We start from the raw sequence: 14,241 nt of genomic DNA on the forward strand, positions 1-14,241 counted from the left end.
GAGTTCTCGACCATGCCCCCCGTCCCGCCCCGACCCGACGACGCCGACAACGTGACCCCACCGCCGCCGACCGACGCGGCGCCTGCGCCCACGCCCGTTGAACCGGCGGTCGCGCCGAAGTACCTCAAGCCCAGCGCGCGCAGCGTGGTAGTGATGGTGGTGGTCGCCCTGCTGGGCATCGCGCTGATCCTGCGCGCCTGGCACCTGTGGCCGTTCACCAGCAGCGTGATGGTGACCGACAACGCCTATGTGCGCGGACAGATCACCGTAATGGCGCCACAGGTGAACGGCTACGTGACCGAAGTGCTGGTGAAGGATTTCCAGCATGTGAAGCAGGGTGAACCGCTGCTGCGCATCGATGACCGCATCTATGCACAACGCGTTGCGCAGGCGCAGGCCACGCTGGACAGCGCGCGTGCGGCGCTGGCCAATTCGGACCAGTCGCAGGCGCAGAATCGTGCACAGATCGCTTCCGCACAGGCCACGCTGTCGGCTGGCCAGGCCGAACTGCAGCGCTCGCGCAACGAGCTGAAACGCTACGAGGAACTGGCTGCGCAACGGCTGGTGTCGATCAACGACCGCGACAAGTTCCGTACCACCCAGGCCTCGGCACAGGCCAGCGTGCAGCAGTCGCAGGCGCAGATCCGCATCGCCGAGGAAACGCTGGTATCGACCCAGGTGGCGCGCAAGAGCCTGGAGGCCCAGGTGGAAAGCGCGCAGGCGCAGCTGGAACTGGCGCGCATCGATCTGGCCAACACGGTGATCCACGCGCCGCGCGATGGCCAGATCAGCGAAGCCAGCGTACGCGTGGGCCAGTACGTCGCGGCCGGTTCGCAGCTGCTGTTCCTGGTGCCTGACTCGCTGTGGGTGGTGGCCAACTACAAGGAAGGCCAGACCTGGGGCATGGCGATCGGCCAGCCGGCGACGTTCTCGGTGGACGCGTTCCAGGGGCAGGTGCTGCGGGGCCGCGTGCAGGAGATCGCGCCCGCCACCGGCTCGGAATTCAGCGTGCTGCGCCCGGACAATGCCAGCGGCAACTTCACCAAGGTGGTGCAGCGGTTGCCGGTGCGGATATCGGTCGATGAAGGCCAGAAGCTGGCCACGCAGCTGCGGCCCGGCATGTCGGTGATCGTGCGGGTGGATACCGCAGGCAAACCGAAGGACTAGCCCTTGTCATGAAACGGGGTCAGATCCCTTTTGCCAATGGCAAAGGGATCTGACCCCACTCAGGATGCCGGCCAGCGGCCGGCACTACCGTTGCGTTAGCCGGCGCAGCGCGCGCAGAGCCCGTGCACTTCCAGGGTCTGTGCCTGCGGCTGGAAGCCCAGTTCCTTGGCCCGCTTCTCCAGCTGGCTGACGATCTCGCGGTCTTCCAGCTCCACTGCGCTGTGGCAGCTGTTGCAGATCAGGAACGGCACCGAATGCGCGGCGCTGCTGGGGTGATGGCAGGCCACGAAGGCGTTCACCGATTCCAGCTTGTGCACGAAGCCATTGGCCATGAGGAAGTCGAGGGCGCGGTACACGGTGGGCGGGGCATCAGCGCCCACGCCCTTGCCGTTGCGCACCCATTCCAGCAGCTCGTAGGCCTTGACCGGCTTGCCGGCCTCGGCGATCAGCTTCAACACGTTGGCGCGGATCGGGGTCAGGCGCAGCCCGCGTTCGCGCGAGACACGCTCGACCACCGCCACGAAATCCGACGCGTCATGGACGTGGTGGTGCGGGGCGGTACAGGCAGTGGCGGTCTTGGCGGGCATGCGTGTTCTCCGGTTCGGGCCTGGCAGGGATGCCTCAGGCCGTTGCTACCTTGGTGATGGCCACATCAATGCGTTTCAAGGCCTGCTCGCGGCCGGCCAGGTACACGGTATGGGAAATGTCAGGACTGACCTGGGTGCCGGTGATGGCCACGCGCAGCGGCTGGGCGACCTTGCCCATGCCGATCTCCAGCGCGGCAGCGGCGTCGTGCAGGGCCACGCCCACCGACTCGGCGGTCCATTCCGGCAAGGCGGCCAGCAGCTCGCGGGCCTTGCCCAGCGCCACCTCGGCGCCGGCCTTGAAGTGCTTGGCCACCGCCGCTTCGTCGTACTCGGTCAGCGGCTGGTACCAGACCACCGCCTTCTCGGCCATTTCCTTCAGGGTCTGCACGCGTTCACGCAGGGCGATCACCACATCCGCCGGGGCGGGGCCGGCGGCCACGTCCAGGCCCAGCTTCTGCAGCTGGTAGACCAGGTGCGGGACGATGGCGGCCACGTCCTCGGTCTTCAGGAAATGCTGGTTGACCCAGCCCAGCTTGGCCATGTCCAGGCGCGAGGCCTTGGAATTGCAGTCCTTTACGTCGAACAGGTCGATCAGCTCCTGGCGGCTGAACAGCTCCTGGTCACCGTGCGACCAGCCCAGGCGGGCCAGGTAGCTCAGCAGCGCATCGGGCAGGTAGCCGGCGTCCTTGTACTGCATCACGTCGGCCGCGCCGGTGCGCTTGGACAGCTTGGCGCCCTGCTCGTCCAGGATCATCGGCATGTGGCCGAACTTCGGCACCGGCGCGCCGATGCCCTCATACAGGTTGATCTGGCGCGGGGTGTTGTTGATGTGATCGTCGCCGCGGATGACCTCGGTGATGCCCATGTCCCAGTCGTCCACCACCACCGCGAAGTTGTAGGTGGGGTAGCCGTCCGGGCGGAAGATGACCATGTCATCCAGCTCGCTGTTGGCGATCTCGATGCGACCCTTGATCAGGTCGTCGAACACCACCGTACCTTCCAGCGGGTTCTTGAAGCGGATGACGCGGTTCGGATCGTCCCTGCGCGGCAGGCCCAGGTCACGCGCGGCACCGTTGTAGCGCGGCTTTTCCTGCTTGGCCATGGCGGCCTCGCGCATCGCGTCCAGCTCTTCGCGGGTCTCGTAGGCGTAGTACGCCTTGCCGTCGGCCACCAGCTGCTCGGCCACTTCCAGATAGCGGGCGACGCGGTCGGTCTGGTAGATCGGGCCCTCGTCGTAGTCCAGGCCCAGCCACTCCATCGCCTCCAGGATCGCGTCGATCGCGCCCTGGGTGCTGCGTTCACGGTCGGTATCCTCGATGCGCAGCACGAACTCGCCGCCGCGGTGGCGGGCCTCCAGCCAGCAATACAGCGCAGTGCGGGCACCACCGATGTGCAGGTAGCCGGTGGGACTGGGGGCGAAGCGGGTGCGGCAGGTCATGGACGGCTCGAGGAACGGGAATCCCCCGATTTTACCAGCCCTCCGCCCCCGACGGAAAAAGGGGACGGAGGGGATTAAGTCGCGATTGCCCAGCCTGGGGCGATGCAACCGGGGAAACAGAGGGGAGATACGACTTAATCCCCTCCGTCCCCTTTTACGGTTCCTGCTTGCGCGGGAACGGCTGCTCGCGCATCGCGGCGTTGTAGGCGAACGAGGCGACGATGGCAGCGGCCTGCTTCAGGTCTTCCGGTTCGGCGTGGTCCCAGGTGTCCAGGTGCGTATGGTGGACATTGGTGAAATAGTCCAGCCGGTCCTGGATGAACTGGAAGCCCGGCAGGCCGATGCGGTCGAAGCTGATGTGGTCGGTGCTGCCGGTGTTGCGGGTCGCCACGGTGGTGGCGCCCACGTCGTGGAACGGCGCCAGCCACGCTTCGAAAATCGGCATGGCCGCCAGGTTTTCCTGTGCATAGATGCCACGGAAGCGGCCGGAGCCGTTGTCCATGTTGAAGTACACCTGGAACCTGCTGTAATCGCGGGTCTTGCGCAGCGCACCGGTCGGCTCGCGCAGCGAGGCCGGCAGCGCCTTCTGCGCCGGATCGGTGGGCTCGGGGAACTGGCCGAAGTGCTTGGCCACATAGGCCTGCGAGCCGATCAGGCCCTGCTCCTCACCACTCCACAGCGCCACCCGGATGGTGCGCCTGGGCTTGGCGCCGGTGGCCTTGAGGATGCGCATTGCCTCCATCATCACCGCCACGCCAGCGGCGTTGTCGGCCGCACCGGTGCCGCTCTGCCAGGAATCCAGGTGCGCGCCGATCATCACCACTTCATCGGGCTTGCTGCTGCCACGGATCTCGGCCAGCGTGTTGTAACCGGGCTGGTCGGCCTCGTCGGTGAAACGCGCGGCCACATCCACGCGCAGGCGCACGGTCTGCTTGGCCTCCAGCGCGCGCACCAGCGGATTGAAGTGCTCGCTGATCATCGCCAGCTCGGGAATGCCCACCGACTCACCGGCCTTGCGCGAACCGCCACCGGCAACGCGGATGATGCCGTTGTCCCAGCTGCTGATGCTGATCGAGGCCAGTGCGCCCTCTTCAACGAAGAACGCATTGACCTTGGCCGTCAGCGCCTGCCGCTCCTGGTATTCCTTGACCCGCTTGGCGCGTTCAGCGGTGGCGTCCTTCTCCTTGGGCAGGGTGAATTCCTGCAGGCCTTCCAGTGAGGTGGCATCGTGGCGATGCGAATCGGCCTCGGTGCCGCGCTTGTACTCGCGCGCCTCGCCAAGCAGCAGGATCCTGCCGCGCAACTTGCCGCGGTACTTCTCGATGTCTTCGGGCTTCTTGATCTCGACCTGCACCAGCTCGCCTTCCACCGGGCCCTGGGTGCCCGGCGTCCAGGCCTTGGGCAGTGCATGCAGCGGCTGCACGCGGTCACCCAGCATTTCCACGCTGGCCGAGGTGAATTCCCAGCCACGCCCGAAGTCGTCGAAGGCCTCGTCGTGGACGTTGTCCAGCTTCCATTCGTTGAACTTGCCGCGGGTCCATGCGTTGGCGCGGCCCATCGCCGGCGAATTGGTCAGCCGCGGGCCGATGCGTTCGGTGAGGTAGCTGAAGGTGTCCATCACCTGCGAACGATGGAAGGCCTCCTGTCGGATGCGGCTGACCATGTCCAGGTCCACCGTCTCGCGCTGCTGCGCCCCTGCATTGCCACCCATCACCAGCGCTGCGGCCAGCACGCCCCACTTCAACACATCGCACCCCTGCCCTTCGGCTCGATCATCAACCCATCGAGTCTAGCCAGCAGGTGCGCGCCGATACCGTCCCATCGGTCATGGACAGCGGCAGTAGATCCACGCCAGGCGTGGATGAGCAGCCGGATCACCCGCTCCATCCCAGCCACAGCTGTGCCCGCGCCGGCAGCAGCAGCAACCAGTGCCGCCGGTCGATGCTGCTGCAGCCGTACACCGCCGCATGTGCCGGCCAGTCCTCCGGCAGGCCGCCGATGCCGATCTCGGCCAGTGCCTCCGCGCCGGCCTTCCATGGCCGGTAACGCGGCACCCTGCCGGCCAGCGCGCCGCGTCCCTGCCGCGCGCCCTGCAACCAGTCCAATCCCTGGCCCTGCAATCCTTCGCAGGTGACCGCGGCCAGCTGGAAGCGGACCAGGCCGGGGGCGATCCGTGCCCCCGGCAGGGCGGCCAGCACACCATGTGCCTGCAGCAGTGCATCCACTTCCAGCAGGGCCGGGATGCCCTGCCGTGCCCGTTGCCGCAATCCCTGGCGCCAACCCATTGCGCGCCCCTTACTTCGGGTCCGCGCCGAGCGCGTACCAGTCGACCCGGCGGGTCACCCACATCGCCAGCGCCAGGATCACGAACAGCAGCAGCGACCCCATCAGCAGCGCGTTGTTCTCGGAAACCAGCAGGCCATACAGCGCGCCGTACAGCACGGTCAGCAGCGCGGCGAAGCCGAGACCGCGCTTCCAGTGGCCCAGCACGTTGGCCAGGTACACCGCCTGCAGGCCGATGCAGGCCACCGCCGACGCCAGGTAGGCCTTCCAGAACGCGATGTGCTCGGAGAGGCTGATCAGCAGCAGGAAGAAGATCGCCAGCGCCAGGCCCACCATCAGGTACTGCAGTGGATGGATGCGCAGCGACTTGATCAGCTCGAACAGGATGAAGCCGACGAAGGTCAGCAGCACGAACAGCACGCCGTATTTCGAGGCACGGTCGGCCTGGGTGTAGGTATCGACCGGATCAACCAGCGACACCGTCACCGCCTGCGAGTCGACCGGACCGTCATTGCGCAGCTGGCGCTGTGCGTCGGAGGCCAGCGAGGACACCGCCCAGCGCGCATCGAAGCCCTGCGCATCGACGCGGCGCTCGTTGGGCAGGAACGCACCGCTGAACGACGGATGCGGCCAGCTCGACCGCAGCGCGATGTGGGTGTCATCGCCCACCGGCACCACCGACAGCATCCGGCTGCCATCCAGCCGCAGCTCCAGTTCAACGGTGCTGGCAGCGAGCGTACCGCCCTGATCCGCAGCGAAACCGGCTACCGGTGCATGCAGGCCTCGTCCCACCTCGCTGGCCGCGCCAACGCCCGGCAGCAACCGCAGCTGCTTGCCATCCACGCGCAGGTTCGGCGTACCGACCAGGCCGCGCACATCGGAAATGCCCACCGCCACATAGGGCTGGCCATAGCTGCGGCCGGCCTTCACCGGGTAATCGTCTTCGGCGAAGGTGGCCTTCATCTGGCCGTTCCAGCTGTATACCGGCACCTTGAACAGGCCGACCTCACGCTGGCTCGGCAGCATTTCACCGCCGACCTCCAGCGACGCCGGCATCTGCAGCCAATGGCCCTCGGTCACCTGCACCTCGGTCTTCTTGACGCCCAGCGGGTCGACCAGCTCAACCTGCTTGCGCTCCACCCACGGCACGACCCGCACCGGGCCGACCAGCTGCTGCGCACCGGCGCGGCTGTCGGCCACCCGCGCGAAGGCCTCGTCGCGGTACTGGCTGCGCTCGTTGATGACCCCGCGGATCATCGTCAGTGGAATCAGCAGCAGCAGGATCAGCCCGCCGACAATGGCGAACCGCAGCAGCATCTTCAGGGATTTCATGGTCCATCCTCGTTGGAGAGGGCGGCAGGATGGACCGCGGCGGTGAGCAGGGTTTGTGGCGAAGTTGAAGCGAGTGTGAAGTCAGCGCCGCGGGCGCTGCCCCGGCATGCCCAGCGGCAGCCACAGGCTGGCCACGGTACCGCCACCGTCGCGGTGCTCGACGCTGGCACGACCGTCGTGCAGGCGCGCGACTTCCTGCACGAACGGCAGGCCCAGGCCGGAACTGCGCCGGCCGCTGCCGGGGCGGGCCAGCGAATAGAAGCGCTCGAACACCCGTTCGCGCGCATAGTCGGGAATGCCGGCGCCACGGTCGGCCACCTGCAGGCGCACGCCCTGCCCCTCCGCGTCAGCCTGCAGCGCCACCTCTGCACCGCCGGGTGAGAACGCAATCGCGTTGTCGATCAGGTTGTGCAGTGCCTGCCGCAGCAGGTAGCCGTCGCCCTGCACCTGCAGGTCGGGCACGCTGCCGATGCGGACCTGCACGCCCGCCGCTTGTGCGCGCACCTGCGCGGCAGCGGCCGCATCGACCAGCAATGCCGGCAGCGCGATCCGGTCGCGGGTCTGCAGCCAACCGTGCTGTTCCACTTCGGCCAGCGCCAGCAGCTTGTCGATGGTCTCGGTCAGCCGCTCCTGCTGGTCGACGATGCTGCGCGCGAAGTGCAGGCGATCGGCCTCCGGCAGCGGCTCCTGCAGCAGTTCGGCGGCACCACGGATCGCCGCCAGCGGACTCTTCATCTCATGCGTCAGCGACTGCACGTACTGCTCGACGTAGGCCTTGCCCTCCAGCTTGCGGCGCATGGTTTCCAGTGCCTGGCCCAGGTCGCCGATCTCATCGCGGCGGCGCCGTGGCGGTGGCACCGGTTCGCCGGCGGTGACCGCGCGTGCATAGCGGCTGAGCTGGCCCAGGCCGGTAGTCAGCCACATCGTCACCAGCACGCCGACCAGTGCCGACAACCCGATCAGCCAGACGCCACGTTCGATGATGGCGCGCTGGCTGGCGGCGATGAACGGATCGATGCTGCGGTTGGGCTGGGCCAGGCTGAGCACGCCGATCAGGGTGCGCCCGTCGGCCGGGTCGTACACCGGCGCAGCCACGTGCATCACCGTATTGCCCTCTTCGCCCGGCGTTTCCGGACTGGAACGGGCGCCATACTCGCCGCGCAGGGTGCGGTAGACATCATTCCAGCGCGAGTTGTCGCGCCCCAGGTCGCGGCCCAGCGAATCATAGATGACGATGCCCTTGGCATCGGTGATGGTCACCCGGTAGTCCAGCGAGCGCTTCGGGAACCGCCAGACCATCGCCTTCAGGTCGCGCTGGCGTGCCTTGGCCAGGTTGCGGGTGAAGCTGCCGCTGCGGATGGTGCCGGCCTTGACGTCGGCCGCCGCCATCTCGGCCAGCACGTTGGCGGCATCGACCAGGGTCGATTCCATGGCCTGGCGCACACCCGGCTTCACTTCGTTGACAAACACGCGCATCACGAAGAACGCGGCGATGCCGGTGATCAGGAAGAAGCCGAGGAACAGCTTCAGCACCAGGCGCATCGGCTACACCTCCAGCGCGTAGCCGAGGCCACGATGGGTGCGGATCGGATCGTTGCTGGCCCCGGCCGCGCGCAGCTTGGCGCGCAGCGTCTTCACGTGCGTATCGACGGTGCGGTCGGCACTGTCGGCACTGCTGTCCCAGCCCCGGTCCATCAGCTGGGCGCGGCTGAGGATGGCGCCGGGGCGCTGCAGCAGGGCTTCCAGCAGCGCGTATTCGTAGCGGGTCAGGTCCAGTGCCTGGCCATGGAAGCGGATACGGCGGCCTTCACGGTCGATGGCGAAGGCGCCATGTTCCTGCCAGCCCGCATCGGCGCTGGGCGCTGCCACGACCGGTGCCGCACGGCGCAGGCGCGCCCGCACCCGTGCCACCAGTTCACGCGGCGAGAACGGCTTGGTCATGTAATCGTCGGCGCCCAGCTCCAGGCCGAGCACCCGGTCCACTTCATCGTTGCGGGCGGTCAGGAAGATCACCGGCAGCTGTGCCGCCGGCCCGGGCTGCGCGCGCAGCCGCCGGCAGACCTCGAAACCGCCCAGGTCGGGAAGGCCGACGTCCAGTACCACCACGTCGATATCCCCGGCCTGCAGCCGCAGCAGAGCCTCACCGCCGAGCAGGCAGTGGCTGGCGGCGTAGCCTTCGCTGCGCAGCGCATAGAGCACGGTTTCGGCGATGGCGGTTTCGTCCTCGACCACCAGGACATGGGCAACGGGCGCTGTCATGGCGCGCAGCATAGCCGCTGCGGCCGCCGCCCCGTACACTGCCGCCCATGAACTATCGCCACGCCTTCCATGCCGGCAATCACGCCGATGTGCTCAAGCACATCGTGCAGCTGGCCCTGATCGACAGCTTCAAGCGCAAGGACAGCCCGTTCTTCGTGCTCGACACCCACGGCGGTGCCGGCCGCTACCTGCTGGCCAGCGAAGAGAGCCGCAAGACCCTGGAGGCCGAATCCGGAATCATGCGGCTGATGGCCCAGCCCACGCTGCCGGAGGTGGTCGAGCGCTACCTGAAGGCGGTCCAGGCCGGCAACCCCGTGGGGGCGATGACCACCTACCCGGGTTCGCCGCTGCTGAGCGCACAGGCGATGCGCGCCCAGGACCGCATGGCCGTGTGCGAGCTGCAGGAGGCGGAAACTGCCTCGCTGAAGGCGCTGTTCGCGCATGACAGCCGTGTCGGCGTGCATCCGGGCGACGGCTACGCGCTGCTGCGCTCGCTGCTGCCGCCGAAGTTCAACGGCAGCAAGATCGGCCGCGGCCTGGTGTTGATCGACCCACCCTACGAGGCCCAGGACGCCGAGTACCAGGCCGTCCTGGCTGCCCTGGCCGAGACCCTGGCACGCTGGCCGCAGGCCACCTGTGCGGTCTGGTTCCCGATCAAGCAGCGCCGCACCGTCCTGCATTTCCTGCGCAAGGCCACCGCCCTGCCGGTCAAGTCGGCGATGACGATCGAGTTCCTGGTGCGCCCGGACGACTCGCCGCTGCGCCTCAACGGCAGCGGCATGCTGCTGCTCAACCCGCCGTGGCAGTTCGACCGGGTGGTCGGCCCGGCCCTGCCGGCGCTGCGCCAGCACCTGGGCGAACCCGGGGCCAGCACCCGCCTGGATTGGCTCAAAGCCCCCGAATGACGGCCTTCACGAGGCTGTACCGCCGTGAGCCTTTCGTTCACGGAATGCAGCCCCGGTGATGCCACAATCGATGGACCACCAAGGAATCACCCGGTATGGCCACTCGCAACCGCATGCCGCCCTGGCATGAGATCTTCAAGGCTCCCAGCGGCCACGAGCTGCTGATCCGCCCCATCCGCCCGGAAGATGGCGCACCGCTGCAAGCGGCGTTCAGCCTGTTCGGGCCGGAAGAAATCCGTGATCGTTTCCTGCAGGCGGTGACCGAGCTTTCGCCGGAAACCACCCAGCGCCTGACCCACCCGAATCCGAAGACCGAGATCACCCTGGTCGCGGCCGAGTCCTTGCCCGCTGGCGAAGCCGTGGTCGGCGCGGTCGCCCGGGCCTCGATCATTCCCGGTACCCGTGAGGCCGAGTACGCGATCCTGATCAGCCGCTTCCTGATCGGCCAGGGCCTGGGCCGGCAGCTGATGCGCAAGCTGGTGAAGTGGGCCCGCGGCAAGTACCTGGACCGTCTGTACGGCGACGTCGCCGCCGAGAACGAGCCGATGAAGCAGCTGGCCACCTCGCTGGGCTTCAAGCCGGTTCCGCACCCGACCGCGGCCGAAGGGCTGGTGCGGATGGTGCTGGAGCTGGACAACTGAAGGATGCGCCGGGTATGGCTCGGCGACGCACCAGGGTAGTGCCGGCCGCTGGCCGGCATTCCGCTACCCCAACGGTATACGAGGCTGCCGGCCGGCGGCCGGGACGACCCACCGGGCCGGGCCGGGGCTTCTGCTAAAATCTGCGGTTCATGTCGCGTACTTCATACCCCGCCCCGCCGCTGCCGCGTGCCGGCCAGCTCCGCGCCTGGTGGCGCGCCCCGGTCTCACCGACTGCACTGGCCTGGTACCTGGCCCAGGCAGCGCGTGCCCACGACGCCCCGTTGCTGGTCATCGCCCGGGACAATCACGGCGCCAACCAGCTCGAAGCCGACCTGCACACCCTGCTCGGCGGCGACCCGGCCCTGCCGGTGGTGGCTTTCCCGGACTGGGAAACCCTGCCCTACGACCGCTTCAGCCCGCATCCGGACATCATCTCGCAGCGTCTGGCGGCCCTGCACCGCCTGCCCGCGCTGAAGCGCGGGCTGGTGATCGTGCCGGTGCAGACCCTGCTGCAGCAGCTGGCGCCACGCAGCTACGTGATCGGTGGCAGCTTCGACCTGAAGGTCGGCCAGCGCCTGGACCTTGAGGCCGAGAAGCGGCGCCTGGAAAGCGCCGGCTACCGCAACGTGCCGCAGGTGATGGACCCGGGCGACTTCGCGGTGCGCGGCGGCCTGCTCGATGTGTTCCCGATGGGTGCCGACGCACCGCTGCGGGTGGAACTGCTGGATGAGGACATCGACTCGATCCGCGCCTTCGACCCGGAAAGCCAGCGCTCGCTGGACAAGGTCGAGGCGGTGCACATGCTGCCGGGCCGCGAAGTGCCGATGGACGAGGCCAGCATCGCCCGCGTGCTGGCCACGCTGCGCGAGCGCTTCGATGTCGATACCCGGCGCAGTGCGCTGTACCAGGATCTGAAGTCCGGGCTGGCCCCGGCCGGCGTCGAGTACTACCTGCCGCTGTTCTTCGAACGCACTGCAACCCTGTTCGACTACCTGCCCGACGGCAGCCTGCCGGTGGTCTGCGCCGGTGCCGGCGAAGCCGCCGAGGCATTCTGGGCGCAGACCGGCGAGCGCTACGAACAGCGCCGCCACGACGTCGAACGGCCGCTGCTGCCGCCGTCGGCGCTGTACCTGTCGCCGGAGCTGCTGCGCGAGCGCTTGAACGATGCCCCGCGCATCGAGGTGTGGTCAGCTGACCACGCGCGCATCGCCGATGCCCATGCGCTGGGTGACCAGCCGCTGCCGCCGCTGCCGGTGGCCGCGCGCGAGGCCCCCGCTGGCGACGCGCTGAAATCCTTCCTCGGCCACTATCCGGGCCGGGTACTGATTGCCGCCGATTCGCCCGGGCGTCGCGAGGCCCTGCTGGAAGTGCTGCAGGCCGCCGCGCTGAAACCACCGGTGGTGGCCGACCTGCCCAGCTTCCTCGCCGACGATGCGCGCTTCGCGATCGCGGTGGCGCCGCTGGAAGATGGCTTCGCACTGGACGATCCGCGCATCGCGGTGCTGACCGAGCGCCAGCTGTTCCCCGAGCGCGCCGGCAGCACCCGTCGTACGCGGCGTGCCGGCCGCGAGCCGGAGGCGATCATCCGTGATCTGGGCGAGCTGACCGAAGGCGCGCCGATCGTGCACGAGGACCATGGCGTCGGCCGCTACCGTGGCCTGATCGCGATGGACGTGGGCGGCATGCCCGGCGAGTTCCTCGAGATCGAATACGCCAAGGGCGACCGCCTGTACGTGCCGGTCGCCCAGCTGCACCTGATCAGCCGCTACTCCGGCGCTTCGGCGGAAACCGCGCCGCTGCATTCGCTCGGCGGCGAGCAATGGAGCAAGGCCAAGCGCAAGGCCGCCGAGAAGGTGCGCGACGTCGCCGCCGAACTGCTGGAGATCCAGGCCCGCCGCCAGGCGCGCGCCGGCCTGGCACTGCAGGTGGACCGCGCGATGTACGAGCCGTTCGCCGCCGGTTTCCCGTTCGAGGAAACCCCCGATCAGCTCGCCGCGATCGACGCCACCCTGCGCGACCTGGCCAGCAGCCAGCCGATGGACCGCGTGGTCTGCGGCGACGTCGGCTTCGGCAAGACCGAGGTGGCGGTGCGTGCGGCGTTCGCCGCCGCCAGTGCCGGCAAGCAGGTGGCGGTGCTGGTGCCGACCACGCTGCTGGCCGAACAGCATTACCGCAACTTCCGCGACCGCTTCGCCGACTATCCGATGAAGGTGGAGGTGCTGTCGCGCTTCAAGACCAGCAAGGAAATCAAGGCGGAACTGGAGAAGGTCGCCGCCGGCACCATCGACGTCATCGTCGGTACCCATCGCCTGCTGCAACCGGACGTGAAGTTCAAGGACCTGGGCATGGTCATCGTCGACGAGGAGCAACGTTTCGGCGTACGCCAGAAGGAAGCGCTGAAGGCGCTACGCGCCAACGTGCACCTGCTGACCCTGACCGCCACGCCGATCCCGCGCACGCTGAACATGGCCATGGCCGGCCTGCGCGACCTGTCGATCATCGCCACCCCGCCGCCGAACCGGCTGGCGGTGCAGACCTTCATCACCCAGTGGGACAACGCGCTGCTGCGCGAAGCCTTCCAGCGCGAGCTGTCACGTGGTGGCCAGCTGTATTTCCTGCACAACGACGTGGAAAGCATCGGCCGCATGCAGCGCGAGCTGTCCGAGCTGGTGCCTGAAGCGCGCATCGGCATCGCCCATGGGCAGATGCCCGAGCGTGAGCTGGAAAAAGTGATGCTGGACTTCCAGAAGCAGCGCTTCAACGTGCTGCTGTCGACCACGATCATCGAATCGGGCATCGACATTCCCAACGCCAACACCATCATCATCAACCGCGCCGACCGCTTCGGCCTGGCCCAGCTGCACCAGCTGCGCGGCCGTGTCGGCCGTTCGCACCACCGCGCCTACGCCTACCTGGTCACCCCCGACCGCCGTTCGATCACCCCGGATGCGGAAAAACGCCTGGAAGCAATCGCCTCGATGGATGAACTGGGCGCCGGCTTCACCCTGGCCACGCACGATCTGGAGATCCGCGGTGCCGGTGAACTGCTCGGCGAGGACCAGAGCGGGCAGATGGCCGAGGTCGGCTTCAGCCTGTATACCGAGCTGCTGGAACGCGCAGTGCGCAGCATCAAGCAGGGCAAGCTGCCCGACCTGGATGCCGGCGAGGAAGTGCGCGGTGCCGAGGTCGAGCTGCATGTGCCGGCGCTGATTCCGGAAGATTACCTGCCGGACGTGCACACCCGCCTGACCCTGTACAAGCGCATTTCCAGCGCGCGCGACAGTGATGCGCTGCGCGAGCTGCAGGTGGAGATGATCGACCGCTTCGGCCTGCTGCCGGATGCGGCCAAGCACCTGTTCGCCATCGCCGAGCTGAAACTGAAGGCCAACACCCTCGGCATCCGCAAGCTGGATCTGGGCGAAAACGGTGGCCGCATCGTGTTCGAGTCCAAGCCGGACATCGACCCGATGGCGGTGATCCAGCTGATCCAGAAGCAACCCAATCTCTATGCCATGGAAGGGCCGGACAAGCTGCGCATCAAGCATCCGCTGCCGTTGCCGGAAGACCGCTTCAACGCGGCCCGCGCCCTTCTGACCACCCTCGCCCCGGGTTGACCGCCCCCCGAATAC

At 67.9% G+C, this 14,241-nt stretch carries 11 protein-coding genes; 4 read left to right on the forward strand and 7 right to left on the reverse strand.

All coding sequences use genetic code 11. From position 1 onward, the window contains the following. The first annotated feature begins 12 nt into the window (after positions 1–12). On the forward strand, positions 13–1,167 hold the full coding sequence (locus ARC23_RS19640) for an HlyD family secretion protein (RefSeq protein ID WP_057498758.1): 1,155 nt from the start codon (positions 13–15) through the stop codon (positions 1,165–1,167). A gap of 95 nt (positions 1,168–1,262) precedes the next feature. Here the strand turns inward: ARC23_RS19640 and ARC23_RS19645 are convergent, their stop codons facing one another. From ARC23_RS19645 to creB, 7 genes are all read right to left on the reverse strand, one after another. Then, complete coding sequence (locus tag ARC23_RS19645) at positions 1,263–1,754, reverse strand: Fur family transcriptional regulator (RefSeq protein ID WP_005415799.1); 492 nt, start codon at positions 1,752–1,754, stop codon at positions 1,263–1,265. Between the two features lie 34 nt (positions 1,755–1,788). Then, positions 1,789–3,192, reverse strand: a complete 1,404-nt coding sequence (gltX, locus tag ARC23_RS19650) for a glutamate--tRNA ligase (RefSeq protein WP_057498750.1) — start codon at positions 3,190–3,192, stop codon at positions 1,789–1,791. A 154-nt stretch (positions 3,193–3,346) separates the two neighbouring features. After that, positions 3,347–4,939: a M20/M25/M40 family metallo-hydrolase gene (locus ARC23_RS19655; RefSeq protein ID WP_057498751.1), complete on the reverse strand. Its 1,593-nt coding sequence runs from the start codon at positions 4,937–4,939 to the stop codon at positions 3,347–3,349. 127 nt (positions 4,940–5,066) lie between these two features. After that, the gene (locus tag ARC23_RS19660) at positions 5,067–5,477 is read right to left on the reverse strand and encodes a hypothetical protein (RefSeq protein WP_057498752.1); all 411 of its coding nucleotides are present in this window, start codon (positions 5,475–5,477) and stop codon (positions 5,067–5,069) included. A gap of 10 nt (positions 5,478–5,487) precedes the next feature. Next, complete coding sequence (creD, locus tag ARC23_RS19665) at positions 5,488–6,807, reverse strand: cell envelope integrity protein CreD (RefSeq protein WP_057498753.1); 1,320 nt, start codon at positions 6,805–6,807, stop codon at positions 5,488–5,490. A gap of 81 nt (positions 6,808–6,888) precedes the next feature. Next, on the reverse strand, positions 6,889–8,349 hold the full coding sequence (gene creC / locus ARC23_RS19670) for a two-component system sensor histidine kinase CreC (protein ID WP_057498754.1): 1,461 nt from the start codon (positions 8,347–8,349) through the stop codon (positions 6,889–6,891). Between the two features lie 3 nt (positions 8,350–8,352). After that, complete coding sequence (gene creB, locus ARC23_RS19675) at positions 8,353–9,078, reverse strand: two-component system response regulator CreB (protein WP_080393122.1); 726 nt, start codon at positions 9,076–9,078, stop codon at positions 8,353–8,355. Positions 9,079–9,113: 35 nt separating this feature from the next. Between creB and ARC23_RS19680 the strand changes: the two genes are divergently transcribed. The 3 genes from ARC23_RS19680 (at position 9,114) to mfd (ending at position 14,226) form a co-directional block, all read left to right on the forward strand. Next, positions 9,114–9,971 carry a 23S rRNA (adenine(2030)-N(6))-methyltransferase RlmJ gene (locus tag ARC23_RS19680; RefSeq protein WP_057498755.1) on the forward strand — a complete coding sequence of 286 codons (858 nt, stop codon included), beginning with the start codon at positions 9,114–9,116 and terminating at the stop codon, positions 9,969–9,971. A gap of 95 nt (positions 9,972–10,066) precedes the next feature. Further along, positions 10,067–10,612 (forward strand): GNAT family N-acetyltransferase, encoded by a 546-nt coding sequence (locus tag ARC23_RS19685; protein ID WP_057498756.1) that lies wholly within the window; start codon positions 10,067–10,069, stop codon positions 10,610–10,612. Between the two features lie 149 nt (positions 10,613–10,761). Further along, positions 10,762–14,226, forward strand: a complete 3,465-nt coding sequence (gene mfd, locus ARC23_RS19690; RefSeq protein WP_057498757.1) for a transcription-repair coupling factor — start codon at positions 10,762–10,764, stop codon at positions 14,224–14,226. Positions 14,227–14,241 lie beyond the last annotated feature (15 nt).

Origin of the sequence: Stenotrophomonas beteli (assembly GCF_001431665.1) — a bacterium.
In the GTDB taxonomy this organism is placed as follows: Bacteria; Pseudomonadota; Gammaproteobacteria; order Xanthomonadales; family Xanthomonadaceae; genus Stenotrophomonas; species Stenotrophomonas beteli.

Bases quoted from the DNA above. Each gene is read 5' to 3' on its own strand.
- creD (WP_057498753.1), bottom strand. From the start codon at position 6,807: ATGAAATCCCTGAAGATGCTGCTGCGGTTCGCCATTGTCGGCGGGCTG.
- ARC23_RS19645 (WP_005415799.1), bottom strand. From the start codon at position 1,754: ATGCCCGCCAAGACCGCCACTGCCTGTACCGCCCCGCACCACCACGTC.
- ARC23_RS19660 (WP_057498752.1), bottom strand. From the start codon at position 5,477: ATGGGTTGGCGCCAGGGATTGCGGCAACGGGCACGGCAGGGCATCCCG.
- ARC23_RS19640 (WP_057498758.1), top strand. From the start codon at position 13: ATGCCCCCCGTCCCGCCCCGACCCGACGACGCCGACAACGTGACCCCA.
- creC (WP_057498754.1), bottom strand. From the start codon at position 8,349: ATGCGCCTGGTGCTGAAGCTGTTCCTCGGCTTCTTCCTGATCACCGGC.
- ARC23_RS19685 (WP_057498756.1), top strand. From the start codon at position 10,067: ATGGCCACTCGCAACCGCATGCCGCCCTGGCATGAGATCTTCAAGGCT.
- gltX (WP_057498750.1), bottom strand. From the start codon at position 3,192: ATGACCTGCCGCACCCGCTTCGCCCCCAGTCCCACCGGCTACCTGCAC.
- ARC23_RS19680 (WP_057498755.1), top strand. From the start codon at position 9,114: ATGAACTATCGCCACGCCTTCCATGCCGGCAATCACGCCGATGTGCTC.
- mfd (WP_057498757.1), top strand. From the start codon at position 10,762: ATGTCGCGTACTTCATACCCCGCCCCGCCGCTGCCGCGTGCCGGCCAG.
- creB (WP_080393122.1), bottom strand. From the start codon at position 9,078: ATGCTGCGCGCCATGACAGCGCCCGTTGCCCATGTCCTGGTGGTCGAG.